General features: G+C 35.9%; 20 protein-coding genes. 6 read left to right on the forward strand and 14 right to left on the reverse strand.

Annotated features, from left to right (window positions below):
• Positions 1 to 72 precede the first annotated feature (72 nt).
• Positions 73 to 402 carry a DUF3467 domain-containing protein gene (locus tag HCX49_RS06980; protein WP_021188225.1) on the reverse strand — a complete coding sequence of 110 codons (330 nt, stop codon included), beginning with the start codon at positions 400 to 402 and terminating at the stop codon, positions 73 to 75.
• A 37-nt stretch (positions 403 to 439) separates the two neighbouring features.
• Positions 440 to 1,555 carry a M42 family metallopeptidase gene (locus HCX49_RS06985; protein WP_021188226.1) on the reverse strand — a complete coding sequence of 372 codons (1,116 nt, stop codon included), beginning with the start codon at positions 1,553 to 1,555 and terminating at the stop codon, positions 440 to 442.
• A gap of 189 nt (positions 1,556 to 1,744) precedes the next feature.
• Between HCX49_RS06985 and lgt the strand changes: the two genes are divergently transcribed.
• Complete coding sequence (gene lgt / locus HCX49_RS06990) at positions 1,745 to 2,569, forward strand: prolipoprotein diacylglyceryl transferase (protein ID WP_168126601.1); 825 nt, start codon at positions 1,745 to 1,747, stop codon at positions 2,567 to 2,569.
• 478 nt (positions 2,570 to 3,047) lie between these two features.
• Here lgt and HCX49_RS06995 read toward each other — a convergent pair whose 3' ends face one another.
• Positions 3,048 to 6,299, reverse strand: a complete 3,252-nt coding sequence (locus tag HCX49_RS06995; RefSeq protein ID WP_168126602.1) for a carboxypeptidase regulatory-like domain-containing protein — start codon at positions 6,297 to 6,299, stop codon at positions 3,048 to 3,050.
• Between the two features lie 323 nt (positions 6,300 to 6,622).
• Positions 6,623 to 7,303: a prolyl oligopeptidase family serine peptidase gene (locus tag HCX49_RS07000; protein WP_168126603.1), complete on the reverse strand. Its 681-nt coding sequence runs from the start codon at positions 7,301 to 7,303 to the stop codon at positions 6,623 to 6,625.
• Between the two features lie 165 nt (positions 7,304 to 7,468).
• Here HCX49_RS07000 and HCX49_RS07005 point away from each other — a divergent pair, with 165 nt between their 5' ends.
• Both HCX49_RS07005 and HCX49_RS07010 read left to right on the forward strand, forming a co-directional pair.
• Positions 7,469 to 8,698: an exonuclease SbcCD subunit D gene (locus tag HCX49_RS07005; RefSeq protein ID WP_168126604.1), complete on the forward strand. Its 1,230-nt coding sequence runs from the start codon at positions 7,469 to 7,471 to the stop codon at positions 8,696 to 8,698.
• A gap of 5 nt (positions 8,699 to 8,703) precedes the next feature.
• Positions 8,704 to 11,742, forward strand: a complete 3,039-nt coding sequence (locus HCX49_RS07010; RefSeq protein WP_168126606.1) for an AAA family ATPase — start codon at positions 8,704 to 8,706, stop codon at positions 11,740 to 11,742.
• Between the two features lie 90 nt (positions 11,743 to 11,832).
• On the opposite strand, the gene HCX49_RS07015 is transcribed toward HCX49_RS07010, so the two are convergent.
• The 6 genes from HCX49_RS07015 to HCX49_RS07040 form a co-directional block, all read right to left on the reverse strand.
• Positions 11,833 to 12,138 (reverse strand): hypothetical protein, encoded by a 306-nt coding sequence (locus HCX49_RS07015; RefSeq protein WP_021190213.1) that lies wholly within the window; start codon positions 12,136 to 12,138, stop codon positions 11,833 to 11,835.
• Between the two features lie 64 nt (positions 12,139 to 12,202).
• A complete protein-coding gene (locus HCX49_RS07020) occupies positions 12,203 to 12,853 on the reverse strand; it encodes a DUF937 domain-containing protein (RefSeq protein WP_237682734.1) in 651 nt (216 codons plus the stop codon).
• A 135-nt stretch (positions 12,854 to 12,988) separates the two neighbouring features.
• Complete coding sequence (locus HCX49_RS07025; RefSeq protein ID WP_132839761.1) at positions 12,989 to 13,783, reverse strand: M48 family metallopeptidase; 795 nt, start codon at positions 13,781 to 13,783, stop codon at positions 12,989 to 12,991.
• Between the two features lie 51 nt (positions 13,784 to 13,834).
• On the reverse strand, positions 13,835 to 14,482 hold the full coding sequence (plsY, locus tag HCX49_RS07030; RefSeq protein ID WP_132768282.1) for a glycerol-3-phosphate 1-O-acyltransferase PlsY: 648 nt from the start codon (positions 14,480 to 14,482) through the stop codon (positions 13,835 to 13,837).
• 16 nt (positions 14,483 to 14,498) lie between these two features.
• On the reverse strand, positions 14,499 to 15,353 hold the full coding sequence (gene nadC / locus HCX49_RS07035) for a carboxylating nicotinate-nucleotide diphosphorylase (protein ID WP_168126608.1): 855 nt from the start codon (positions 15,351 to 15,353) through the stop codon (positions 14,499 to 14,501).
• Positions 15,354 to 15,420: 67 nt separating this feature from the next.
• Positions 15,421 to 15,822 carry a DUF4783 domain-containing protein gene (locus tag HCX49_RS07040; protein WP_168126609.1) on the reverse strand — a complete coding sequence of 134 codons (402 nt, stop codon included), beginning with the start codon at positions 15,820 to 15,822 and terminating at the stop codon, positions 15,421 to 15,423.
• A 246-nt stretch (positions 15,823 to 16,068) separates the two neighbouring features.
• Between HCX49_RS07040 and gpmI the strand changes: the two genes are divergently transcribed.
• Together gpmI and HCX49_RS07050 are read left to right on the forward strand one after the other, a co-directional pair.
• A complete protein-coding gene (gene gpmI / locus HCX49_RS07045; protein ID WP_132768288.1) occupies positions 16,069 to 17,601 on the forward strand; it encodes a 2,3-bisphosphoglycerate-independent phosphoglycerate mutase in 1,533 nt (510 codons plus the stop codon).
• Position 17,602: 1 nt separating this feature from the next.
• A complete protein-coding gene (locus tag HCX49_RS07050) occupies positions 17,603 to 18,163 on the forward strand; it encodes a hypothetical protein (RefSeq protein WP_132839758.1) in 561 nt (186 codons plus the stop codon).
• Positions 18,164 to 18,246: 83 nt separating this feature from the next.
• Here HCX49_RS07050 and HCX49_RS07055 read toward each other — a convergent pair whose 3' ends face one another.
• Complete coding sequence (locus tag HCX49_RS07055) at positions 18,247 to 18,903, reverse strand: tetratricopeptide repeat protein (protein ID WP_232789279.1); 657 nt, start codon at positions 18,901 to 18,903, stop codon at positions 18,247 to 18,249.
• Between the two features lie 350 nt (positions 18,904 to 19,253).
• Here HCX49_RS07055 and lon point away from each other — a divergent pair, with 350 nt between their 5' ends.
• Positions 19,254 to 21,722 carry an endopeptidase La gene (gene lon, locus HCX49_RS07060; RefSeq protein ID WP_021190219.1) on the forward strand — a complete coding sequence of 823 codons (2,469 nt, stop codon included), beginning with the start codon at positions 19,254 to 19,256 and terminating at the stop codon, positions 21,720 to 21,722.
• Positions 21,723 to 21,920: 198 nt separating this feature from the next.
• On the opposite strand, the gene HCX49_RS07065 is transcribed toward lon, so the two are convergent.
• From HCX49_RS07065 to HCX49_RS07075, 3 genes are all read right to left on the reverse strand, one after another.
• The gene (locus HCX49_RS07065; RefSeq protein ID WP_168126611.1) at positions 21,921 to 22,067 is read right to left on the reverse strand and encodes a hypothetical protein; all 147 of its coding nucleotides are present in this window, start codon (positions 22,065 to 22,067) and stop codon (positions 21,921 to 21,923) included.
• A gap of 510 nt (positions 22,068 to 22,577) precedes the next feature.
• Positions 22,578 to 24,503, reverse strand: a complete 1,926-nt coding sequence (locus HCX49_RS07070) for an alkaline phosphatase (RefSeq protein WP_206368285.1) — start codon at positions 24,501 to 24,503, stop codon at positions 22,578 to 22,580.
• Between the two features lie 93 nt (positions 24,504 to 24,596).
• Positions 24,597 to 26,174 (reverse strand): RagB/SusD family nutrient uptake outer membrane protein, encoded by a 1,578-nt coding sequence (locus tag HCX49_RS07075; protein WP_168126613.1) that lies wholly within the window; start codon positions 26,172 to 26,174, stop codon positions 24,597 to 24,599.
• Positions 26,175 to 26,181: the final 7 nt, after the last annotated feature.

The following is a 26,181-nucleotide window of genomic DNA, read 5'->3' on the forward strand; positions in this document are numbered from 1 at the left end:
GAAAAAGAGCTAAAACCTACGGCTTTAGCTCTTTTGTAGAAGCTTATTTATTGCATTTTACAATGCGAAAAATTACGCTTGACCAGTTGTTCCACCAAATGGGAACGCAACAGTTGGATCACCACCGATTACTTCCGCATCAGCAGTTTGGTTTCCAGCAGCAATAGCGTCAAAGCGAATAACATTATCTTGTAATGCACCTAACAAACGTTTAGCATGTTCTGGTGTCAAAACGATTCTAGATTTCACTTTAGCTTTCGGCACACCTGGCATTACACGTACGAAGTCAATCACAAACTCTGTGTTTGAATGTGTAATGATCGCTAGATTTGAGTAGATTCCTTCTGCTACTTCTTCTGTCAACTCGATACTCAATTCGTTTTGATTTTGATTATTTTCCATAAAATTTATTATAAGTATTTAATATATGTTATTCTTATTATTTGCTAAAAGTTCTAAAGTCCTGTCCTGCTTCAATATTCAATAATGTTTCATAGATCAGGCGGATGACATTGTCGACATCTTCTTTGTGCACCATCTCTACAGTAGTATGCATGTAGCGTAAAGGTAATGAAATCAATGCAGATGGCACACCTCCATTACTGTATGCAAATGCATCGGTATCGGTACCTGTAGAACGTGATGATGCTTGACGTTGGAAAGGAATTGCATTTTTTTCTGCTACCTGAACCAATAATTTGTTTAAATTAATCTGAACTGCCGGAGCATAAGATAATACAGGTCCTCCTCCAGATGATAAATCACCCTGTGTAATCTTGTTAATCATTGGAGTCTGAGTATCATGTGTCACATCTGTAACGATCGCAACATTTGGTTTGATACGCTGTGCAATCATTTCAGCTCCACGTAGACCGATTTCCTCTTGAACAGAGTTTACGATATATAAACCAAATGGTAATTTCTTTTTATTTTCTTTGAGTAAACGCGCTACTTCAGCTATCATAAAACCACCAGCACGGTTGTCCATAGCACGACCTACATAATAGCGATCGTTGAGGATGCTGAACTCATCTTCATAAGTAATAACACAACCTACATGAATACCTAAAGCTTCTACTTCGTCTTTGGAAATACAACCACAATCTAAAAAGATATTTTTTAATGTAGGTGCTTCTTCTTTCTCTCCGGAACGTGTATGAATTGCTGGCCAACCGAATACCGCCTTTACAATACCTTTATCAGTATGGATATTCACTTTTTTAGATGGTGCGATCTGGTGGTCGGAACCACCATTGCGAATCACATAAATTAAACCATCCTTCGTGATATAGTTAACGAACCAGGAGATCTCATCAGCATGTGCTTCTATAACAACTTTATAGTCAGCTTCTGGGTTGATAACTCCTACAGCAGTACCATAGTTATCTGTGAATGTTTCGTCCACATATGGCTTTAAATAATCTAACCATAAGCGCTGTCCCTCCCATTCAAATCCAGTTGGTGAAGGATTATTAATATATTTTTCAAAAAAAGAAATCGAGTCCTTTGTTACTATTGAAATATGTTTATTTTCTTTCTTCTTCTTGTCTGCCATGCTCCTAATTTTATTTCCGATGTCAAATTATGAAAAATTATAGTAACCACAAAAGTAAAAATTGAATTTATTTCATCTGTGCACATATTGGGCACTTTTCTTGCTTTTTTAGCTTTATTCCGATGCAATCATGAGCTGAAAATGATTTTAAACATTATATTTACGCTTGTAAAAAAATTAATAGACAATATGGAGAATTTATTCAGCGTCATACATTGGAATTTAGATCCTGAAATATTTAAAATTGGCACTTTTGGTCTTCGTTACTATGCTTTATGCTGGTTAGCGGCATTTGCGGTATCGTATATGATCATGCTTAAAATATTCAGAAATGAAAATAAGAGTCAAGAATTATTGGATCAATTGAGTATTTATATCTTTCTAGGAACTTTAATTGGCGCCAGATTAGGACATTGTCTATTTTATGAATTTGATTATTATAAAGATCATTTATGGGAAATGGTGTTACCATTTAAATTTGTAAATGGTCAATTTCAAATGACCGGATTTGCAGGTTTAGCGAGTCATGGTGGCGCAATTGGTATATTGGTCGCATTATACTTATTCTGCAGAAAAACGAAAACAAACTTTCTTTGGCTGGCAGACCGCCTGGTAGTGGTTGTACCAATTGCAGGAGCCTTCATCCGTTTGGGTAACTTTTTCAATTCGGAGATTATTGGTACGCCTACCGATAAGCCATGGGCGATTGTTTTTGATCATGTAGATCAAGTGCCTCGTCACCCAGGACAACTTTATGAAGCTATTGCCTATATCATCATCTTCTTTATTATTGTTTATTTATTCAAAAATAAAAAGTTGCAAAAACCTGGTGCATTAATGGGACTCTTTTTTGTCTTACTTTTTTCTGCTCGACTTTACCTCGAAAGTTTCAAAATTGACCAGGAAGCATTTGAACAAGGAATGGCTTTGAATATGGGACAGCTTCTAAGTATTCCTTTTATATTAGGTGGACTTTATTTTATGTTTAGAAAGCCTAAAGAAGTAAAACGTTAATTAGAGGATCTTTAAGATTGATATAAAAAAGCTTAGCATAGGATGTGCTAAGCTTTTTTTATGTGAATGGTATACCTTTTGTGATTGCTTCTTTTCTAAAATTTAACGTGTCTAAAATATACTATAGCCATCGTTTGATAGTACTAGTGCGTTAAACTGTTCTACTACTATATTCGTTGACAAATGCTTGTTACATTTTAGAGACATCATCGAGGTAAAACACGATCTATCCCCTCTATTTTCTGGCTAAAATATGTCATTACTGATTTAAATGCTTTAATAAAACCAAAAGGAGACTTTAATTTAATAATAACAGGGGCTGTAATTTACATTTAAAAGCAAACAAAAGATCGGCTAGAATGAAATCAACCTGTTTTAATAATATTGTTATAATACTAAAAAAAATCCCCATCTGAGTAAACAGATAAGGATTTTTATGGTTAAATATAGTTCAAGCTATTTAGAATTTGATCCTATATTAGTTAAAGATATAACGAATACCAACTTGAGCAGACCATCTAGAAGAAAGATCTTGAACATAATAAGGTACATTACCATTAACGTTCGCTAATCTATACGTAGGTTTCTTAGTGGTCCCCTCATATCCAGCGAATGTAATTGGTACAAAGCTATTATCCCAGAAGCTGGTAGATCCAGTATACTGTTGTCCCCAATCATTATTTAATAAGTTCCCAACATTCATGATATCAACTGATAGCTGTAATTTATTTTTTGTATTACCAATATTGGTAAATAAGTCTTGAACGATCTTTAAATCAAATTTATGCGAGAAAGGTGTTCTAGCTGCATTTCTCTCGGCATATTGACCTCTCCTGGATTTTAAATAATCATTTGATTCAATAAAGCCATTGAACGCATCCCATTGTTGCTGTGGAGTTTGATCTCCATTTTGAACAAACGTGATCTCAGATTGATTTTTAGGGATATACATTAAGTTAAACTGATTACTTGTAGAAGATGCGTAACCTGTTAAATTACCCCCTGCTAAATAAGAAAATCTAGCTCCTGACTGTCCTGTATAAACCAAAGATACTGATGTTCCTAGATGTTTTAGATATTCTTTCGAGAACGATAAAAAGCCTATCACGCGACTTCCTGTACTGAATGGATTGTGTGCAAGAGTCACATTATTTGAACCATTTACTGAAGCAACCCGGTACCAATTTGATTGATTCTGAGAGGAAGTTCCGGAAATTAAATCCTTCGCTGCTGTATAGGTATATGCTACTGATGCATCTAAGCCGAACAAGAAACTTTTCGATAATGACGCAGTAGTAGACCAAGAATAGCCCTTATTGACATTATTCACATAGATAACTTCACTGTAGTTATCTAATACACGACGGTTATTATTATTGGCATCATACACGAGGCGGTTATCCGCTCCTTCTAATGTTCCAATTGGTCTCTCTAAATTTAAATCCCTAAAATTAAATGCACTTAAATTCTTCGAGTATATAAATTCTAATGTTCCCTTAATTCCATATGGTAACACCTGATCTATTCCTCCTGAGAAGCGGGCAATCTGCGGTAATTTTAAATTACGGTCAAGTACCGTGATATTTCCGGATGGAGTAACAGTTCCTTGATATTTAGGCAATTTATTGACATCGCTAATAAACGGAACATTAGCATCGGTACCGTTACCAAGATTATTACCACCTAGTAATGCTCCACTTTGCGTAAAGGCACCTGCTGCCCATACAAATGGAACGCGAGAGGTAAATATTCCCATTCCTCCACGTACTATGGTAGAGCGATCTCTATTCACATCCCAGTTAAAACCTATTCTAGGAGAAAACATCAAGGCAGGACGTGGCATGCGGTTGGTTTGAACATCGTACTGCTTAGCTAGGATAGAGTTGTTAAAATCGGTATTTTCCAATGGTTTATCCAAATAAATTGGAATATCTACACGTACACCTGCAGTAATTTTTAAATTATCCTGCATTTGAAATTCATCTTGAACATAGAATCCCAATTGAACTGCATTGAATTTGGCACCCTGGCGAGGATCATCAGTATTACTATAGCTGAATTGCATGCTATTGGCCATGCCACGTTCAAAATTCTCAATTGCTGTATAAGGTTTTCCTGTTGCAGGATTTACATCTCCTACTTTAGAATCACTGAAAACAAATGCTCCATTCGAATTTCCTGTATAAGCATTATACATCTTGTAGAATTCATTATGTGTACCAAATGTAAAAGTGTGAAGTCCTTTATACCAAGTCAAATTATTAGATAATGTGTAGACATCCTGATCCAATTGGTTGATATTACTAAATGGATCTGTACCCAAATAGTAATTACCTGTTACTGTTGTAGGTTTTCCATTTACATCAATTTGTCTAGGGACATTTATGCGAACATTCGGAAATAAGGGATTCTTATAACTTCTCGCATCTCTCACTCGTGAATAACCTGCAATAAAACTATTTGCTAAAGAATTACTGATGCGGCTACTTAACTCTAAAGTAAGGGCATTAGATTTAAAATCTTTTAATATAGCACCATTACCAAATGTCAATGATGTAGCTGTTCGAGTATTGCCAACATCTGTACCGTCTACGTAGTTGTATCTTAATGAAAGTTTGTTTTTTTCATCAATATTCCAGTCCAAACGTGTCATTATTTTATTGGACTTATTTTCATCTACTAGGTCTGTAAAAGAACCTGCATCATAACCATATTTATTCCGAGCAATATCATAAATACGTTGCGCATCGGCTTCTAGTAAATTCGATCCGGTTGAACCAACTTGAAAATTTTCTGGAGTTTTGCTTTTTGTATGCTCGTAGTTCACAAAGAAGAATAATTTGTCTCTAACTATTGGTCCTCCAAGACGTACTCCATAAGTTTTCTCAGAAAAATCAGCTAATCTTGTCCCCTTTTCATTATCTTTTAGCAAAGCATTTGGAGTTTTCCCTGTTAAGCTTTGATTTCTAAAATAATGGTAAACTGAACCTTGAAATTGATTGGTTCCAGACTTAGTAACCGCTGAAATTCCTCCCCCTGCAAATCCGCTTGAGCGAACATCAAATGGTGCCACCTGAACAGACATCTGCTCAATGGCATCTAAAGAGATCGGATTGGTACCACTTCCTCCTCCATTTAATCCATTTGAGTTAAGTCCAAAAACATCATTCGTAACTGCTCCATCGATAGTGAACTGATTGAACCTATTATTCATACCACCAATGGATACCGATTGTCCTTTTACATCAGCTTGTGGTGTCAATCTTGTAAAATCTTCAATTGAGCGTGAAACAGTAGGTAAATTTTCTAACTGTTTTCTAGAAATAGACGTTTCGGCACCAGTTTTTAAGTTTTTTGATCCTTTAGTCCTTGTAACAGCAACTTCATCAAGCATAGTTTCGCCTGAACCAAATTTACCGTTAATAATGTACGGTTGTCCCAATTGAATATAAACATCATTATAAACGATCGGTTGTTGTCCTACATAGGTAATTTCTACCTTGTAAGGACCTCCTACACGCATTGCAGGAAGATTAAAACGACCGGCTGAATTTGAAGATCCAGTGTACGCTGTTCCTGATGGTACATGGACTGCTTTAATGGTGGCTCCAGAAGTAATTTGACCACCAGATTGTGTTACTAAACCAGTCATGCTACTTGTTGTTACTTGAGCGTGAATAGTGCCATAACTTGCTAATACAAGTGCAAAAAAGAGTAAAGGTCTTTTCATAAAGAAAATTTTTGTTATAAATATGCCTCAAAAGTATAAAGAGAATTTAACATTGAAAGCACTTAACAAAAACTTAACCTACTCATAACAAGAGTCTTCAATTGGATGCTTTTTTATTTAAATAAGTAATAATTGATAAATTGAGAATTTTAACAAAAATTAACATTCGTTTTTATAATTATTATAATTGATGCATTCAATAATTGCAAAAAAGACAATGCAATCGATTGTCATAATGGATCATTTTGGAGCAAAATAATTTTGAAAGTTTACCTGTTTTGTAATATTAATCTCTAAATAAAACAAAAAAACAAGTTAGGTGTTTAGGATCCCTTCCTCGTATGCTTGAACAGCCATTCGTAAATTTCATCTTGATGAAAAAGACGTTCCACACTCCCATGTGTACCACCTGGAATTATAGTCAACGTTACATCAGCTTCAGGATCTGCTTTCTTAATTGCATTGACTATTTTTTTTGATTCTGACATGGGTACAGCACGATCACGATTTCCATGTTGTACCCAAAGTGGTACCTGACTTAGGTTGTCGGCATACTTAACACTTCCACCTCCACATATAGCTACTGCCGCTGCGATACGATCTGGATATTTACCTGCTACATCCATTGTGCCGTATCCGCCCATACTCATTCCGCAGATATATACCCGATCCGGGTCGGCGTTATAATGTTCGATAGCATAATCCACAATCTCAATAACTTTATCAGGATCCCATCCGCCTCGTGACTGTGGAGCGATTACGATACCAGGAACTTCCTGACCTTTATTCATCGCATAAAGTACGCCATATCGTTTAACACGATCAAGATTTGTACCCGACAGACTCCTTCCGTGGAGAAATATCAAAACGGGCTGTTTATCGCCTGGTAGATTATCGATCTGTTCTTCTTCTGGTAAATTCAATAAAAAAGGATAGGTCGTCTCCCCTTTAATCGCCTGTAGTTGGGCATATACTTCATTATTCCAGATGCTACAGATTAGCATGAAAATAATACCTAAAAGCCAAAAATTACGTTTATGAGAATTGTTTATCGTATGCATAAGAAACAAAAATACATTTTATTCTGAATCAGCAAAATAGATATTAATATTAATTAACTTCTTTTTTATAGAAAATTCGAGGTAATTTTAAGTTTTCACAAGTAAAACATGTCGCTAAAAATTTTACATACAGCCGATTGGCATTTGGGTAAACGATTGGATTATTTCTCCAGATTTGATGAACAAAAAGAAGTACTGGATGAAATTGTTCAGATAGCAGATCAAGAACAAGTTGATCTTGTTATTGTCGCTGGAGATCTGTTCGATGCGTTCAATCCACCTGTCGAAGCTATTGAGCTCCTTTATAAAACACTTAAACGCTTAACGAAAAATGGTTCCAGACCTGTCATTGCCATTGCCGGGAATCACGATTCACCGGATCGTGTAGATGCTCCTGATAGCCTTGCGAGAGATTGCGGAATTATTTTCGCGGGTAAACCCAACATGAAATTTAATCCTTATCAGGTTGAGGGCGGATTTGAAATCACTAAAGGAGATATCGGTTTTCTTGAAATCAAGCTTCCAGGTCATGATTTCCCAATTCGTCTCATTATAACTGCCTTTGCTAACGAACATCGACTCAAAGAATATCTTGGTGAAGATGAACAGATCGGGCTCAATGAAGTTTTAAGTAAAAAATGGAGTTCGCTGGCCGATTTATACTGCGATGATCGAGGCGCTAATATTTTGGTTTCACATTTATACATGAATAAAAAGGGAGGTCCTGTATTAGAGGAGCCAGACGGCGAAAAACCTTTGCGTATTGGTTTTGCAGATACTGTTTATACGGAATGTATTCCTCCTCAAATTCAATATACAGCTTTAGGTCACCTGCATCGCTACCAAGAAGTGGGGGGACATCGTGCACCAGTTATCTATTCGAGTAGTCCACTTTGCTATTCTTTTTCCGAAGCAAGGCAAGATAAAAAAGTGGTGATTGTAACGCTGGAGCCACACAAAGAGGCGGTCTATAAAGCGATCAACATCCAATCTGGAAAAAAATTAATACGAAAAAAATTCCATTCTGTTACAGATGCTATTGATTGGCTTACAGTGAATCAAGATTGTTTAGTTGAACTAACACTTGTTTCAGAAACATCTTTAACACAAGGTGAAAAGAAACGTATTGAAGATAGCCACCCGGGTATTATCTATATCATTCCTGAAGTAAACAGTAGTGCTACCTATCAAAACGAACCCATATCCAGAAGAAGTAAAAGTATTAACGAAAATTTCTCTGATTACTTCCGATATCGAAATAATGACCAATCTCCATCGGAGGAATTGATAGCGCTATTTAACGAAGTTCTGGGTACTCAAACTGAAAAGGAGAATTAACGATTATGTTGCCATTATATCTATCCATAGAAGGGTTATATTCCTATCAATCAAAACAAGAAATAGATTTTACTGCTTTGACAGCGGCCGGTCTTTTCGGGATTTTTGGAAAAGTTGGTTCTGGAAAATCAACGATTCTGGAAGCCATTACTTTTGCCTTATTTGCAAACACAAACCGCTTAAACAGCAACAATAGAGCCTACAATATGATGAACTTAAATTCCAATCAGTTGCGGATTGAGTTTCATTTTATTGGAAAAGAAAACAAAAAGTATGCGTTTGAAGCATCTTGGCGAAGAAATAGCAAGCAGTTTGAAAAAGTTACGACACCTGTACGAAAAGCTTATGTTTTTGAAAGTGATGAAAAAATACCACTTGAAAGTACCGATGCTGAAACTATATTAGGCATATCTTACAAAAACTTCAACCGTACAGTTATTGTACCTCAGGGGCAATTTAAAGAGTTTCTTGAGCTTAAGGGAGCTGAACGCTCGGGCATGATGAAGGAACTTTTTAATTTAGATCATTATGACCTATTTTATAAAGTCGCTTCTCTAAGTAAGGAAACAGAACTGAAACTCCAAAATATTTCTGGCGCAGTACAAACTTTAGAGGATTACACAGAGGAAAGTATAGCTGAATTGCTTTTACAATTGGAGAATGAACAATTGAAGCTCCAAGAAGTCACAAATACACATCAACAATTAGATCAACAACATCAAAAATTATTGGAAGTTCAACAGATCCATAAAGAAATAGCTATACAGAAACAAGCTTTTACTCAATTAAGTGCCGAACAAGGTACAATTGAAAATTTAAAGAAACAGATTCTGTTATTTCAAAAAGTTGATCGTATTTTTAAGCATGCGCTTGATAATCTCGCAGATCTACAGACAGAGGAGTTCCAGCTAACACAAGATTTTGCTCGAACGAAACATCAATTAAATGCAGTCCATACAGCACTGTTAACAGCAAATAGTGCCTATAAAATAGTAGAGCAGGATTTTAATCAACTCGATAATAAAAGAATTGCTGTTGAGGATATGAGAAATATTGTTCATATTTTAAAACTGCAAGTTGATATCAAAAAAGAAGCTGAACGATTAGCTAATGGACAGATTGTGCTGCAAGGTGTTGACCAGCAGATTTTAAATAAACAAACGTTAGTTCAGGAAAAACAGCAAGAAATTACCAATCTTAAAGCAAGCCGTGTTGCAAGTAGTTTATTAATGACTATAAATGATTGGTATTCAAAACAAGAGCAATATATTAAAACGCAACATGATTTAGAAGCAGATTTAAAAATTAAGCAAAAGGATTATCAGGATATCATACTTCAATTCGAAAAGGAAAGCCTCACTCCTACATCCTGGCGAGAGAAACTTACTCAAGATGAGAAGAGTGCATCTATTTTACTGGAAAGAATTCAGTCGGATGAAAATAAAATTCAGGTAAAACAGCAGTTAGCTAACTTTTCTCATGCTTTGACTGCTGGAGAAGCCTGTCCTTTATGTGGTTCAGAGCACCATCCACATATTATGCAAACAGAGGATGTTTCTGAGCAATTGGTTAAACTTAAATCTGAGAAAACTCATCTGCAAGAAACAATACTGCAAATTCAACAGCGTCAACAACGATTCATCCAACTAGATGCAAACCTGATAACATTGCAAAGGGATATAGATAAAAGTGTCGAAAAGTTGAATACGCTAACGATAGAATTTAATCATCACCTGACTCAATTCACGTGGACTAACTTTCAGCACAATGATCGTACAAGTTTCGATCAATGGAAATTGCAGGCTGAATCCATTGAACAGGCCTGTACACTAGCAGAATCGACTTTAGCAGCAATTCAAAAGGAATTAGATGATCTAAAGATTAAAAAGGAAAAATACAGTAATGGTTTGAATAGTATTGCTCTTACTAAATCAACACTTGAAGGACGATCAAGTATTCATGAACAACTGATTAAACGATTAAAATTATCGGAATTCGAACAGTTTGAAATATCTGAAATTGAAATATTGATTACACAATCACTTCAATCAATAGACCATATAGAGCAGGAATACAGCAGGTTGCTAAATGAAATTAATCAATTCAATATTTCTATAGCATCACTTTCTACAACAAGCAATACGTTAGAGACGCAATTAAAGAATAAGCAATCTAAGATAACATTGCAGCAGAAGCTGCTTGAAGAACTGTTGCAGCAGCATGATTTCGTGTCTCTTGACGCTGTAAAAGAAATATTAAAACAGCAATATGATCTTGAAAAAGAAGAATTACGTATCAAACGATTTGAAGAGCATTTTGCTATTGTTAAGGCCAATCTGGTACAGTTAGAGCAGAAAATAAATCAGGAAGCTGTTGATATTTCCCAGATTACAAAAATCAGCCAAGATCTGCAATTGGCAAAAGAAGCCAAAGAAATGCTGATAGGTCAATTGCAATCTCTCAAAGATCAAATTCTAATTTCAAAAAAGCGATACGCTGAGAAAGTAGAATTGCAAATTGCTTTCGATAAATTGGCACTTCGGAATAAGAATTTAAGTATTTTATCAAATCTCTTTAAGGGAAATGGTTTTGTTGATTACATTTCAACTCAATACTTAGAGGACCTATGTCATATCGCCAATCATCGTTTTGAAAGACTAACTCGAGGTCATCTGAAACTAATCATCAATAGTGAAAATGATTTTGAAGTAATGGATCATTTAAATGGTGGTAAATCACGATCTGTAAGGACTTTATCGGGCGGGCAATTTTTTCAGGCATCTTTATGTTTGGCTCTAGCACTAGCGGAGAGCACGCGTAGTCTCAATCAGAATGAAAAGAATTTCTTTTTCATTGATGAAGGATTTGGAACTCAAGATACTGAATCTGTCAATTTAATTTTTGAAACTTTAAATGCCCTTCATAAAGAAAATCGTATTGTAGGAATTATCTCTCATGTTGATGAATTACAGGAGCGCATCCCTGTTTCAGTTAAAATTGTGAAAGATGAGGATTTAGGAAGCCTGATTCTACATGACTTTTGAGCGCTAGAACAAGAACACATTACTTGTAAAGCGCTGTGATACTTTATAAATAGAAAGAGAGGTCAACACCTCTCTTTCTATTTTACAGCATTAAATGCTCTCTTTATGGGCAATTTCGAGGTTTATTATCACATCTCTTATATCACCTTCCACAAAGGATAAATTTCCAATGACAAAAACACCTTTATTTGAACCGTTTTTCTCCGTGATTCCATAAACTGTGTTTTCGTCATCCGGATTCGAATCTCCTTCATATCGATAAATATAATCAATCTTATAATTAGATGGATTTGCAATCAAAGAATCCAATTCAATGTTATAATCTATTGTATACCCCGCTTCTTTCAACTTCTCTAGGGCAACAGTAGCTGAGTCATATTTATTTCTATCTTCCATAATCTTGTATCTTGATCTTTAATAAAATAACAATTGGAACAGCAAAGTGTTTTTTATCATCTGGTTATTTTTTGGTAAACATACCAACAATATCATCTATGGCACTACCATCTTTATTCTTATCAAAAAAGTCGGAGATCTTGTCTGTCAATCCTCCTGAAGTAGTTGCGACTGTTGGTTCATTTTTATCAGCACCGAATATATTCCCGATTATACTCCCTAATCCTCCTCCAGAACCCGTATTGCCACCTAAAAAGCCTCCCAGAAGATCACCTAAAGGATTACTCGTTCCATTTTGCGCTGCATTTGCTTTTTCCTTACCCAAATAACCCATAACAATAGGTGCCAGGGTAGCCAGTACTCCTGTAACCTGAGCCGAACTAAATCCACTTTTCTCCGCTAATCCAGAAGCAACATATTCAGTCTTACTGCCAAAGATGTGCTGCACGATCTTGTTGCCGTCTTCTGTAGGTCCCTGTTCGATTACCTCATCGACATGATCCAATATTTCACCGTTATGTTTTGTATCTAATGCATCAGCAAAACCTTTAGCCTGACTGGTGTCGTCCTTACTTTGATTATATTTAATTGCTCCCGCGATCAAAGGAACCGCTATTGCTAATATCCAAGTTGCTTTGGTGCTGTCAATTCCCAGCTTTTTGGACAATCCTGCAGCCATTTGATTACCAAGGCCACCTGTGATTAAATCTGTCATTCCCATAATTTCATCTGTTTTAATTGCGTTTAGAAATTCAAAACAATAATTAAGCCAATGAATTGGATTAACCCGAGCTGATTAGCCACAAAAAAAGAGGTTATTAAACCTCTTTTTTTCTATATAATATAGAAACTATCTTTTATAATACTTTAAAGCTTCTGGAAGCAATTTTTGAATATCGCTGATACGTCTTGCATCACTAGGGTGAGTACTTAAAAATTCAGGATTCCCTTTAGACCCGCCACTTGCCATGCGTTCCCAAAATTTAACAGCTTCAGCAGGATTGTAGCCCGCCATTGCCATAATCACTAAACCCATACGATCTGCTTCAGATTCATTCCCACGCGAGTATTTCAATGACGTTAATTGACCGCCGATACCGTATGCGTTATTGATAATCCCGGCATAACTACTCCCTGCAGTTGCAACCCCAATAACACTACCAATTGCTTGTGTAGCATATTGACGAGACATCTGCTCCATAGAGTGACGTGCTATTGCATGGGCAATTTCATGTCCCATTACTGTCGCTAATCCAGTTTCATTCTGCGTAACTGGAAGAATACCTGTGTATATAGCTACTTTTCCACCGGGCATACACCATGCATTGACTTCATCGCTTTGCACCAAATTAAACTCCCAACTGAAATTAAATTGATTTGCTATACCTTGCTGCGTAAGGTATTGATTAACGGCTATCGCCAGTTTATTACCAACTTTTTTAACTAAAGTTGCCTGACTTGTACCTGTAATTACTTTTGTTTTTGAGGAATTTAAAAATTGTTTGTAAGAAGACGCCGCTTGTTCCTGAATTTCACTATCACTCACCAAACTCAACTGCTTACGTCCAGTAATCGGCACAGTCGAGCAGGATGCTAAAGTAGCTCCAATCAGGAACATACTTGTATATTTAAAAACCTTTTTCATATTTTAAATGTTAAACACTGCATTAGATTGTACCCAACGCAATTCCTATGCCTAAATTTTCTTCTTTTTATTCTTGAAAAGATAAACTTTAGATTCGTGTCCCTTTAAGAGGCGTTCGATATTCTTTTGATGGGTAATCAATATCAATGCGCAGATCGCGATGCCATATAATAGAACTGAAGGAATAGATGTTTTAAATAAGAAGGCTATGCTAAAAGGAAAGGTAAAACCTGCCATTATTGAACTTAATGATACATAATGTGTTGTCAACAAGATTACAATAAAGACCGTAACGCAAAGTAATGCGGCGGGAGCATGAATTGCGAGGATCATGCCAAAGAGTGTTGCCACTCCCTTGCCTCCTCTAAAGCCAGCAAAGACAGGAAATAGATGTCCTAAAACAGCAATAACACCAAGTGCCAATTGATAGTTAACAAATTGGACATTACTGGTACTTTGCCCCGCTTCTATTAAATAAGCTAGATTTGTAGACGTGAACCCTTTAAAGATATCGACGAACATCACCACAGCACCTGCTTTTGGGCCCAAAACGCGAAAGGTGTTGGTTGCACCGGCATTACCACTTCCATACTCTCTAACGTCAACGCCATAAAATGCCTGTCCAAACCATACCGCAGTTGGGATTGAACCAAATAAATAAGCTAGTACTACTGCACTTACTAAATAAATAGAAATCATTAATTATTGTTAAATCCTAAACTAATTTGGCCTTTAAGCTTAAATCCAAACTTTTTACAGAATGCGTCAATGCTCCAACCGAGATAAAATCTACTCCGGCTGCTGCATATGCTTGAAGTGTGTCTTCTGTAATTCCTCCAGAAGCCTCAGTGACAAATCTTTCTGCAATAATATCGACAGCTTTCTTCACATCTGAGGGACTAAAATTGTCTAACATGATGCGGTCGACCTTGCCAAAGGTAATAACTTCAGCTAGCTCCTCAAAATTTCTAACCTCAATTTCAATCTCAATATGCTTATTTAAGGTGTCTCTGTAGGCATTTGCGCGAGTTAAAGCCTGCGTGACACCTCCACTGTAATCAACATGATTATCTTTAATTAAAATCATGTCATACAAGCCAAAACGATGATTGGTTCCCCCTCCGATCTTTACCGCTTCTTTCTCTAACAAACGTAACAAGGGAGTTGTTTTGCGCGTATCTAATATTTTCGTTTTTGTTCCGGCTAATAATTTCGCATATCGGCTTGTGGTTGTCGCAATCCCGCTCATGCGTTGCATCACGTTTAAGATCAAGCGTTCGGCAATTAGGATACTATGGATTTTTCCTTTCAGGATTAAGGCTATATCACCAATTTTTACACTCGCTCCATCATGAATTAGCACTTCATGAGCAAGTGTAGGATCTATTTGATTGATAATTTCTAATGCAATCTCTACCCCAGCAAGTATACCTTCTTCTTTAACAATTAATTTAGCCTCTCCAGCTTTGTCTTTAGGAATCGTTGAAAGTGTTGTATGATCACCATCTCCGACATCTTCTAAAATTGCCTGTTGAACGAATTTTTTAATATATTCTTTTTTTTCCATCATGAGTCCTCACAAAATATGTAGCGAAGATGGAAATTTAAATTTTATTCAAGAAAATAATTTGGAATTATTATTTAGAAGCCTGTTTTTCAACTCTAAATTCTTCTATAGTTTGTGTAGATTTTGCCGAACTTATCTTCACAAAAACTCGAAACAGATTTTTATTACTGGTAAGTTGATATACGTAATAACTGTAATTGGTTTTATTTGTAATTTTCTGTATTAATTTTACTGCACCTGGTTTGTTTTTAGAGAAAAATGACTCTAACAACATTTCAGCCTGAAATTTAGAATATTGACCATCCTCACTTAAGATTGATAACGTTACATTTGTCGCAAAATACCGTGCTATATTTTTGGCATTCCCTGCTTTCAATTGCAGCATTAAAGCATCGTTAATATCAGAAATAAATAAAGAAGATTCATTCATTGGTAAGTTGTTCTTGTCAATATTATTCGCTGATATGCGCATAGTTATACACATAAAAAGACTTATAAAAAATAGGATCTTTTTCATTAATTATAGAAATTAAACTCTGTGTAGTTCAAGAACTTACCCAATAGTTATTGTGTTAAAGACTAGCTTTGTGATTTGGTAGATGATTCACATAAACAATGCCAAATTTATATAAATTTTACATTAAACAAACTTTAATTCTTCATTACATTCCTCATAATCTTGAATTATCAGTTGTTTTAAATTATATTTGCTTATATAATTATGGAAAAAAAAGTAGCACTATTAATCCTAGACGGATTAGGATACGGAAAAGAAGATCAATCTGACGCAGCATTTGCGGCAAATACTCCTTACTTGGATTATTTGAAGGCGAACTACCCCAATTCAAAACTAGTAGCTTCTGGTGAAGCTGTTGGTTTACCTGAAGGTCAAATGGGTAACTCTGAAGTTGGACATATGAATTTGGGCGCAGGACGTGTGGTTTATCAAGAATTAGGCCGCATTCATAAAGCTGTTCGTGATGGTATTTTTAATACGGACATCACTATTCAAGACTCCTTTAAATATGCTTTAGCAAATAATAAGAAGGTTCATTTTATCGGTTTATTGTCCGACGGTGGCGTTCATGCACATACAAGTCATTTACGTGGTCTATGTGATGCTGCAAAACATGCTGGTTTAACTTCAGATCAGGTATTTATACATGCTTTTCTTGACGGACGCGATACAGATCCAAATTCTGGATTAAACTATGTGAAAGAATTGCAAGATTTCCTACCTCAGTCTGTCGGTACTCTTGCGTCAGCAATCGGTCGTTATTATGCAATGGACCGCGACAACCGATGGGAGCGTGTAAAACTTGCGTATGATTTGATGGTACATGGTAGTGGGACTGAAACTAAAGATTTACAACACGCTATACAAGAATCATATAATCAAAACATTACAGATGAATTTGTGCAACCGCTTGTTTTGACTAATGCTGCAAATCAACCTGTTGCCACAATTCAAGATGGAGATGTCGTAATCTGTTTTAATTTCCGAACAGACCGAGGACGCGAGATTACTATTGCTTTAACGCAAAAGGCGTTTCCAGAGTACGACCTAAAACCATTGGATCTTTATTATATTACGATGACGTCATATGACGAGACATTTAAAAATGTTAAAGTCATCTTCCATAAAGACAATTTAAATAATACTTTAGGTGAAGTTTTAGCGGCTCATCATAAAACACAGGTACGTATCGCAGAAACTGAAAAATATCCACATGTCACATTTTTCTTTTCTGGAGGCCGTGAACAGGAGTTTGATGGAGAACACCGTTTGTTGGTACCCTCTCCTAAAGTTGCGACTTACGATTTACAGCCAGAAATGTCTGCACAAGGCATTACTGATGCTATTATAAAAGATATTGAAGAAGCGCAACCAGATTTTATCTGTCTGAATTTTGCAAACCCAGATATGGTCGGACATACGGGTGTATTTGACGCGGTAGTAAAAGCGGTTGAAACAGTAGACAATTGTACTAAACAAGTTGTTGAAAAGGGTTTACAATACGGATATTCATTTATCATCATTGCAGATCATGGTAATTCCGAATTTATGGTCAATGCTGATGGATCAGTTAACACTGCTCATACAACAAACCTTGTTCCATGTATTTTGATCGATAAGGATTATAAAAGCATTAAGGATGGTAAATTGGGTGATATAGCGCCTACTGTATTGAAATTACTAAAAGTTGAGATCCCTGCCGAAATGGATGGCGAGGTATTGATTCAAGACTAATATGAAAAATAAACGTATAGGTAACGCACTCTCTTTATTAATTATAGGGGGTGCGCTCCTACTATCGTCCTGTCAAAACGACAAAACGGTGCAAAAGCAAGTAAAAGGATCAACTCTTTCTCTGGATTCATTTTTTAATTCTGAAATTGAAAAGTTAACAAAATTGAATCCAACGGTTGAAAAAACGGTCATTAAAGACTCCGATGAGGAAGTGAAATCTTTGAAGATCCCAAACTGGCAAAATGAACTCAGTGGATTTATAGCTGCTGATATTACAAAAAATGCTGATGCCAGTTTGTATAATTTTAGAGAAGAAGATTGTAAAACAATTTATCAGGCCAAAGATCCCGGATTAGCGATTCAGTATCTCGCTGTGGAGCATGATTTAAAAGGTAAGATTAGACAGGTTGTCATTGAAAGAAAAGTAGACAATAGCTTATATTCAAGTGAAGAAAAACTGACGTATGATGTTGACTCTATTTATCAAATTGAAAAAAATCAGGATATTCTGATATTGGGAAAAAGTCATTATAAAATTATAGGAAAGTTTCTGAATCACTAAAATTTAGAAACCTCTCCTACATCTCAAGTAATTACAAAAAAAAACACCATATCGAGATATGGTGTTTTTTTGTTTTTGAAAGATTACTTCAAGTTATCTCTGTAAATTTTAGCTTTTTTGATTTCTGTTTGAATGTCTTTACGAGAAGCATCAAAAGTTAAAACTTTTTCAAAATCTTTTACTGCGTTGTTATAAGCATCAGTTGCAACTGCTTTATTGTAATTCGCAACTCCGGAAGTTCCAACTAAAATACCATAGTCACGGAAAGCTAGCGCTCTATTTTGATAAAGCTTTACATCACTTGCATTTAATGCAATCGCTTTAGAATAATCTTCGATCGCAGATTTTAATAATGCTTCACGAGCAGAACTGCTCAATTTTGTAGATGTTTGAGTCGCTAAATTATTATTTGCTTTTCCTTTAAAATAGTAACCGTTTGCATTTTTACTGTCCAAAGCAACTACTTTTCCGAAAGACTCTGCTGCCTTTTTAAATTCGCCATTCTGAAATTGAGAGTAACCTAACATATATAATACATCTGGATCTTTACTTTCCACTGGCAAAGACTTTTCTAAGTAAATTGCTGCTTTTTTGAAGTCACCATCCAATAGTGCTTTTTGACCTAAACGAACATTTGGATTCGAATGCTCTTCCTGTTTTGCTGTCTGTGCAAAAGATGAAAGTGACATCAAGGCAAATGCACCAGTAAATAAGCCTAATTTAATCGATTTAAGAGTCATATTTATTTAATTACGTTTCAATTTAAAGTATTTAATTCATATTCAACCGCTTAGTTTGTATTGTTGAAATTTCGTTTTACTTGACTTCAACATACAACGCTAAATGCGTATTCAATATTACAATTATTATGCCTATTTACACAATAATAAATTGAATAATGTGACAAAATTCACATGTCAGACTGTCTTTTTTTCTTAAAGCACTGCATTAATGGACCATTCGTTTTCAAATAATAGGTTGGCATCTTACTTGCAATACCCTACATTCACAAATTTAAAATAACTTTTTATCAGAATTACGACATGTTGTCATAAACTGACATAAAAATATTAATATACCTTAACATAATATGAGCAAATTCGAAACATTTGATTTCAATCAGGCGATTCCCATTATATCTGAAGATACCGAATTCTTTCCATTATTAAGTCAACAAGATGAAGATGACATGCGCAATGCAGAGATTCCGGAGTCACTATCGATTTTGTCTTTACGCAATACAGTTTTATTTCCTGGAGTAGTTATTCCAATTACTGTGGGTCGGGATAAATCCATCAAATTAGTTAAAGACGCTTACCAAGGAGATAAAACAATAGGTGTTGTAGCTCAAAAGGATATGTCTATGGAAGATCCTACTATTGATGAGCTTTATCAAGTCGGAACTGTAGCACATATCATCAAAGTTTTACAGATGCCTGATGGTAATACAACGGTGATTTTACAAGGTAAGCAACGTTTTAAATTGCTTGAAGCTGTTCAGACCGAACCTTATCTAAAAGCTAACGTTGAGAAATATAAGGAAGAGAAACCGAAGTCGACTAAGGAATTTAAAGCCTTAATAGCGACTTTAAAAGAGATGGCTCTTCAAATTATTCAACTATCGCCGAACCTACCAAGCGAGGCAGGTATTGCCATTAAGAATATCGAGAGTCCGACTTTCCTTATTAACTTTATTTCTTCTAATATCAATGTTGATTTAATTCAGAAACAACAGTTATTGGAATTATTAAATGCTGATGAGAAAGCTCGCCTATTATTAGAGTTATTAACTTCTGAAATTCAAATTTTAGAACTTAAAAACCAGATTCAAAATAAAGTAAGAATAGATTTAGATAAACAACAACGCGATTATTTCTTAAATCAACAGTTAAAGACGATTCAAGAAGAATTGGGCGGAAACACTCCCGATTTAGAGATTATCGAATTGAAAAAAAGAGCATCAAAGAAAAAATGGAATGAAGTTGTTGCTAAGCATTTCGATAAAGAAATTGAAAAATTAGCACGGATCAATCCTGCTGCCGCAGATTATTCTGTTCAGATCAATTATTTAGAATTATTACTTGACCTTCCTTGGAATGAGTTTACAAAAGATAATTTTGACCTGAATAGAGCACAAAAAGTACTGGATAAAGACCATTATGGGTTGGATAAAGTTAAGCAGCGTATTATTGAGTATTTGGCCGTATTGAAATTGAAAAACAATATGAAGGCTCCTATTTTATGTTTAGTAGGCCCTCCGGGAGTCGGTAAAACATCATTAGGGAAATCTATTGCAAAAGCATTAGGCCGTAAGTATACTAGAATGGCCTTAGGTGGTGTGCGTGATGAAGCAGAAATCAGGGGTCACCGAAAGACGTATATTGGTGCAATGCCAGGTCGTATCATTCAATCTTTGAAAAAAGCAGGTGCAGCGAACCCTGTATTTGTATTGGATGAAATTGATAAGATGAGTGCTGACTTTAAAGGAGATCCATCTTCTGCCCTATTAGAAGTTTTAGATCCGGAGCAAAATACGAGTTTCTATGATCATTATGTTGAGATGGAGTACGATTTATCTAAGGTCATGTTTATCGCTACAGCTAACTCCTTAAATAATATACAACCAGCTCTCTTGGATCGTATGGAGATTATTGAAGTTAATGGTTATACGATCGAAGAAAAAATTGAAATTGCCAAGAAACACCTTATTCCGAAACAGCGTGAAGCACATGGATTAACAGCAAAGGATATTTCGTTGAAATCTAAAATTATTGAGAAAATAATTGAAGAATATACGCGCGAATCTGGTGTACGTGGTTTAGAGAAAAAAATAGGTTCTACTGTCCGTGGTATTGCAACTCGCATTGTTATGGAAAAAGAATACAATGTCAATATTAATGATAAGGATCTTGTAGAGATTTTAGGTGCTCCTATTTTTGATAAAGATAGTTATGAAAATAATGAAGTTGCTGGTGTTGTTACAGGGTTAGCCTGGACTTCTGTCGGTGGCGATATATTGTTTATAGAGTCAAGTTTGAGCCCAGGTAAAGGAAAAATGAGCTTAACAGGTAACTTGGGCGACGTGATGAAGGAATCAGCTTCCATTGCAATGGCTTATCTACGTTCGCATGCTGAAGAATTTGACATTGATTACCGCGTTTTCGATCATTGGGATGTACATATTCACGTTCCAGCAGGAGCTACACCAAAAGACGGGCCTTCGGCAGGTGTAACCATGTTGACGGCATTAACTTCCCTATTTACACAGCGTAAGGTTAAAGAAAACTTAGCAATGACAGGTGAGATTACTTTACGTGGAAAAGTTCTTCCTGTTGGCGGTATTAAGGAGAAGATTTTGGCAGCTAAGCGAGCGAATATCAAAGAGATTATTTTATGTAAATCTAATCAAAAAGATATTGAAGAGATCAAAGAGAGTTATATCAAAGATATGAAGTTTCACTATGTGACGGAAATGGCTGATGTCATTGCGCTCGGATTATTGGATAAAAAAGTCAAGCACGCAAAAGATCTGACTAAAGGATTAGAGCCAAAGAAATAGTCAAAATTTTTCTAAAAATTAAAAGCCGCTATAAATAAATTTTTATAGCGGCTTTTACATGTAGACACATGAGCAACTCTGACTAGACGTCGACATACCTGAAATAATTAAATAAAAGATTGGAAAGGTCTATAAACACAAAATGCTTCCCGTTAGGAAAAGCAAGTGTCTAATTTGTGATTTTAAAAGCGTTGAGAATTATTTCTCAAGCTTGTCATTTTCTTTTTTCAATGTTACGGGACGATCTTCTTTGATTTCCGTTTCCATAAAACCCCAGTTAGTCATGTAATACATGTATGGGTTTTGTTCAATTTTTGATTTTCTTGTTCTTTCTCTTTTTATCATATATATATATTGTTTTGATTACTTCATATCATTCAAATATCGAGCCAAACTATCCTTAATACTGTTTATTAGTAATTATGAGTGTTCCTGCTGTTCTTTTGTAAGGATTACACTTAACACTTACAAATTGTAAATACTCGAAATGATACCACTTATTTTCAAGGCTATAATAAGTGCTGTTAAATATTAGTTTTGACTTCTTTAATACCCAAAAGTTTAATTGACAACTAAAAACAGCTATTATATAATATGATTTTTAATGATTTACAGCACCTATACATGAAGGTGGATGTGCAAAATTGTATTCTTTAGGGGGAATCTTATTTCTACAATCATCAGAAGATGTAGATAAATGCTCAAGAATATACGCTTATGGTGAAGGTATCATAATGAAGAGATAATTTTTAAAAAATTTACACTAGTATCAGATTTTGTTAGATAATAAACCGGGCATTTAATAAGAATGAAATGCCCAGTTTATTATATACAAGCTTATTTTTGATAATTCAACTACTGCTGTATTGCGCCTAAGACTTGAGCAATTTTTTTGAAAAGTTCGGTATTCTGATAATACCCCAAAAAGTTTTGAGCTCCGGGGCCATATGCCATTACAGGCACCATCATCGCACTGTGATCATTAGACGCAAAGCTGGCTTGTATACTGCCTGTTTTTACATCAGCATCTAATAAAGATAATGCGCCAGTTTCATGGTCTGCTGTTACCACCACAAGTGTCTCACCATTCTGATCAGCATAACGAAGTGCTTCGCCGACTGCCTGATCAAAATCCAAAGTTTCTGTTACCACATAGTTTAAATCTCGCGCATGGCCACCATAATCAATCTGAGCCCCCTCGGCCATAATAAAGAATCCACTTCCCATTCCATGAAGTTTACTGATGCTCGTTGCGAGCAATTCTTTTAAAATAGTACCTCTACCATCTTTGACAGCTACCATATCTTGTTCATTAAAATAAGCTACTGTTTTCTCTGATTTGGCGTTTTTTAATCCGGTTAGGTTATCAACAACTTGATATCCGGCTTGATTTAATTTTTTTTCCAATTCATCTTTTCTTTCTTTCTCCCGATAAGGTCCAGGTAGTTCACCTGCCAATATTTTAACATCCTTATTTTCGATGAGCGCTTCTGTAATTGCAATGGATGCATTTCGGTCTATATTTGACGCATAAAATGCTGCGGGAGTCGCATCCGAGGCATCCCCTGTGGATAGTATTCCGCTAACCTTTCCAACTCTTGCTAATAGTTCAGGTAATCGCAGTAACCTATTACCAGATGTGTCTACGCTTATCGAACCGTTATATGATTTATGCCCGGTAGCAATTGCTGATCCCCCAGCTCCTGAATCTGTATTACCTGGACTGGCTGATGCTGTTAAAGAGAACCCTACATGTTTCATCTGAGCCATATACAACTGACCACGGTTGGCAACCATAGCAGCTTGAATATGACCTAATCCCATACCGTCTCCTATTAACAGAATCACATTTCTAACTGTACCCTTACTCCCATCTTTTGCAAAATTAGGTTGATAAACAGCGGATGGTTTATTTGCCGTAAAACGTGAACTCTCCAAATCATTTAAATAAGCTTTTAGCACATCAGGATGATCTGTATTTAACCAGGTAACGCCCATTTTTTCTAATACTATCCACGTATTGACACTCTCAGGTGCACCCCAGAGACGAAATGGTTTACCCCATTTTCGTGCCTTTGCTCCTTGCTGTTCAATTTTCATTTGCTCTTGCTTCGTTGGCACCCCCTTCCCGTTCCATTGTGTATAGGTTCGTAAATTATCGCTCATCATAGCTACCCGTTGCAGTTGCTGGCTGGTGTATGTGTTTTCAAATCTACCGTCAAAGGATATGTAGTCTGGATAGTTTTTAAAGAGAGCAGGTGACGGCATATTGCCACTGATGACAATTTGAATAGCATATTTATTTTGTTTGGGATCTACTAGGTAACGATAAGGTGCTAACAGGTTTACTAATTTTGGCATCATAATCTGAAAATCTTCTTTCAGATCTAAAACCAGCTGTAAGTTTTTACTGCTGTCAGCAAAGGGATGTTGCTTATTTTGTTTAAATAAGTTTGCCAAAGGCTTTATATATAGATTTTCCAAGGTTCGTCCTGCTTTGATATCTTTAGCCTCATGCGCAACATATAAGGTATCATCTCGTAGAAATAGGTCTGCTTCAATGGATTCCATTCCCGCATAATAAGCACGTAACATGGGAATATCCTGTTCATAATCATTATGACTATGGCCACGGACCCGAAGTGCATGGTGCTGTTGATGCGTACTATACATGAGTTTATCAAAACGATTAACAGCTGTAGGTGTTTCCTGCGCATCAAGTCTGACCATTATCCCAACTAATGGCAGTATTAATAATAACTTAGCAAATTTCATTTTCATTCTTTCTATTGGACAAAAAACGACAAACCTGATCGCTCTTTCGCATCTTTCTAGCCTGCCGTCTTTGTGATTTAAGTTATTTGTAGGATAATTTTACCATCCCTCATTTTGACTGATCCCAGAATTACTCAAATCTGATGGCGGAATTGGCCATACATGATGAATAGTAGGATTAAAAGTTCGGGCAGGCCAAACTTGTACTATGGTGTAGCTAGAAGTTGGATCAGTTTTAGCAATATGTTGCCTTCCGGTTGCTGGTCGTGCATAGGCCGCTTGGGCATCACCCCAACGAACCAAGTCACTATGCCTATCGGTATATTCTGCAGCAAACTCTGAACGACGCTCTCTTTTTAAATTAACCATTGTTGCGCCACTTATTGCAGGGAGCCCTGCGCGGTTACGTACCAAATTAATCTCCACATCTCCAGATTTCCCTTGTTTAATCTGCGCTTCGGCTTTCATCAAAAGAATATCTGCATAACGGATTAAAGGAATATTTAGATCAGAAGTCGGATAATCTCCACTTGGATTTAAATGTTGATCCTTTGGAAAACGGAAAGGTTGCATATACTTTTTGAACTGAAAACCAGTTTGAGAATTAGACGAATAATATTTCCGATCCAATCCGAATAACGTAAATGTATCGTTAAATTCAAGTATGGTTGCCTTTTTACGATTGTCACCTGATTCGAAAGCGTTATACAATTCTAAAGTGGGGTGAAAATATCCCCAACCATTATAAAGTCCATAACCTGTATTTTCAAATAATACAGCCGGCAATATGGAACCCTGAATTTTATTAGAAACTACAGAAAAGATATATTCAGATGAAAAATTGTTTTCGATGTAAAAGACGCTTGCAAAATCTGTTTCTGGTTTTCCTGTATTAATTAATTTACGACCTGATCCTGAGTTGGTCACCATATCGCAGTACTTAACAACTTGCGTCCATTTACTCTCGTCATATCTTGCCCATTGCAAATTTGTTTTGGCTAAATAGGCATAAGCAGCGTCCTTATGCGCTCTTCCTAAATCACCTGCTCCATATGTGTTGACAAGTGGCAATAGCTCTGCTGCCTTTAAAAGATCCCCTTCAATCTGCGCTAAATTCTCTTTTACATGCGTCGGTCGTACAAATTTAATTTCATTCATATTTGCATCTGTAACGATCGGAACACCGGCACGTTGATCTCCATAATATTGTGACAAATAAAAATAGGCATAACCTCGCATGAAATACGCTTGTCCTAACACATGCTTTTTTACGTTATCGCTAATACTCATAGCTGGCACTTTAGTGATAATGGTATTTGCACGTTGTATGATCTGATAAAATTTCTTGTACATACTATTAATGCGGCTTTCAGCACCTGTAGCAGTAAAATTACGCACTGCTGCTGATCCTGCATCTGTACGTCCAGTGACCATATCGTCCGATGCGTTGATAAACCAAAACAAACCTCTTCCGAACATATTATCGTCATTGAAATGTTCATAAAGACCATTACTGGCAAATATCGCATCTGCTTCTGTCTTCCAGAAGTTTTCATTGGTAATTGATCCTTTTGGAGTCAGATCAGTAAAACTCTTACTACAGCCCTGTATACCTATGCTCAATCCTAGTAATGCTATTGTAATGTATTTGTATTTTTTTATGGATGGTGTTTTCATGATTTTC

This window comes from Sphingobacterium sp. B16(2022), from assembly GCF_012030425.1.
In the GTDB taxonomy this organism is placed as follows: domain Bacteria; phylum Bacteroidota; class Bacteroidia; order Sphingobacteriales; family Sphingobacteriaceae; genus Sphingobacterium; species Sphingobacterium anhuiense.

Coding starts and splice junctions, on each gene's coding strand:
- HCX49_RS07065 (WP_168126611.1), bottom strand. CDS start 22,067: ATGATAAAAAGAGAAAGAACAAGAAAATCAAAAATTGAACAAAACCCA.
- HCX49_RS07010 (WP_168126606.1), top strand. CDS start 8,704: ATGTTGCCATTATATCTATCCATAGAAGGGTTATATTCCTATCAATCA.
- HCX49_RS07005 (WP_168126604.1), top strand. CDS start 7,469: ATGTCGCTAAAAATTTTACATACAGCCGATTGGCATTTGGGTAAACGA.
- HCX49_RS07025 (WP_132839761.1), bottom strand. CDS start 13,783: ATGAAAAAGGTTTTTAAATATACAAGTATGTTCCTGATTGGAGCTACT.
- HCX49_RS07050 (WP_132839758.1), top strand. CDS start 17,603: ATGAAAAATAAACGTATAGGTAACGCACTCTCTTTATTAATTATAGGG.
- HCX49_RS06995 (WP_168126602.1), bottom strand. CDS start 6,299: ATGAAAAGACCTTTACTCTTTTTTGCACTTGTATTAGCAAGTTATGGC.
- lon (WP_021190219.1), top strand. CDS start 19,254: ATGAGCAAATTCGAAACATTTGATTTCAATCAGGCGATTCCCATTATA.
- HCX49_RS06985 (WP_021188226.1), bottom strand. CDS start 1,555: ATGGCAGACAAGAAGAAGAAAGAAAATAAACATATTTCAATAGTAACA.
- HCX49_RS06980 (WP_021188225.1), bottom strand. CDS start 402: ATGGAAAATAATCAAAATCAAAACGAATTGAGTATCGAGTTGACAGAA.
- HCX49_RS07075 (WP_168126613.1), bottom strand. CDS start 26,174: ATGAAAACACCATCCATAAAAAAATACAAATACATTACAATAGCATTA.
- lgt (WP_168126601.1), top strand. CDS start 1,745: ATGGAGAATTTATTCAGCGTCATACATTGGAATTTAGATCCTGAAATA.
- HCX49_RS07070 (WP_206368285.1), bottom strand. CDS start 24,503: ATGAAAATGAAATTTGCTAAGTTATTATTAATACTGCCATTAGTTGGG.
- HCX49_RS07000 (WP_168126603.1), bottom strand. CDS start 7,303: ATGCTAATCTGTAGCATCTGGAATAATGAAGTATATGCCCAACTACAG.
- HCX49_RS07040 (WP_168126609.1), bottom strand. CDS start 15,822: ATGCGCATATCAGCGAATAATATTGACAAGAACAACTTACCAATGAAT.
- HCX49_RS07055 (WP_232789279.1), bottom strand. CDS start 18,903: ATGACTCTTAAATCGATTAAATTAGGCTTATTTACTGGTGCATTTGCC.
- nadC (WP_168126608.1), bottom strand. CDS start 15,353: ATGATGGAAAAAAAAGAATATATTAAAAAATTCGTTCAACAGGCAATT.
- HCX49_RS07020 (WP_237682734.1), bottom strand. CDS start 12,853: ATGACAGATTTAATCACAGGTGGCCTTGGTAATCAAATGGCTGCAGGA.
- plsY (WP_132768282.1), bottom strand. CDS start 14,482: ATGATTTCTATTTATTTAGTAAGTGCAGTAGTACTAGCTTATTTATTT.
- HCX49_RS07015 (WP_021190213.1), bottom strand. CDS start 12,138: ATGGAAGATAGAAATAAATATGACTCAGCTACTGTTGCCCTAGAGAAG.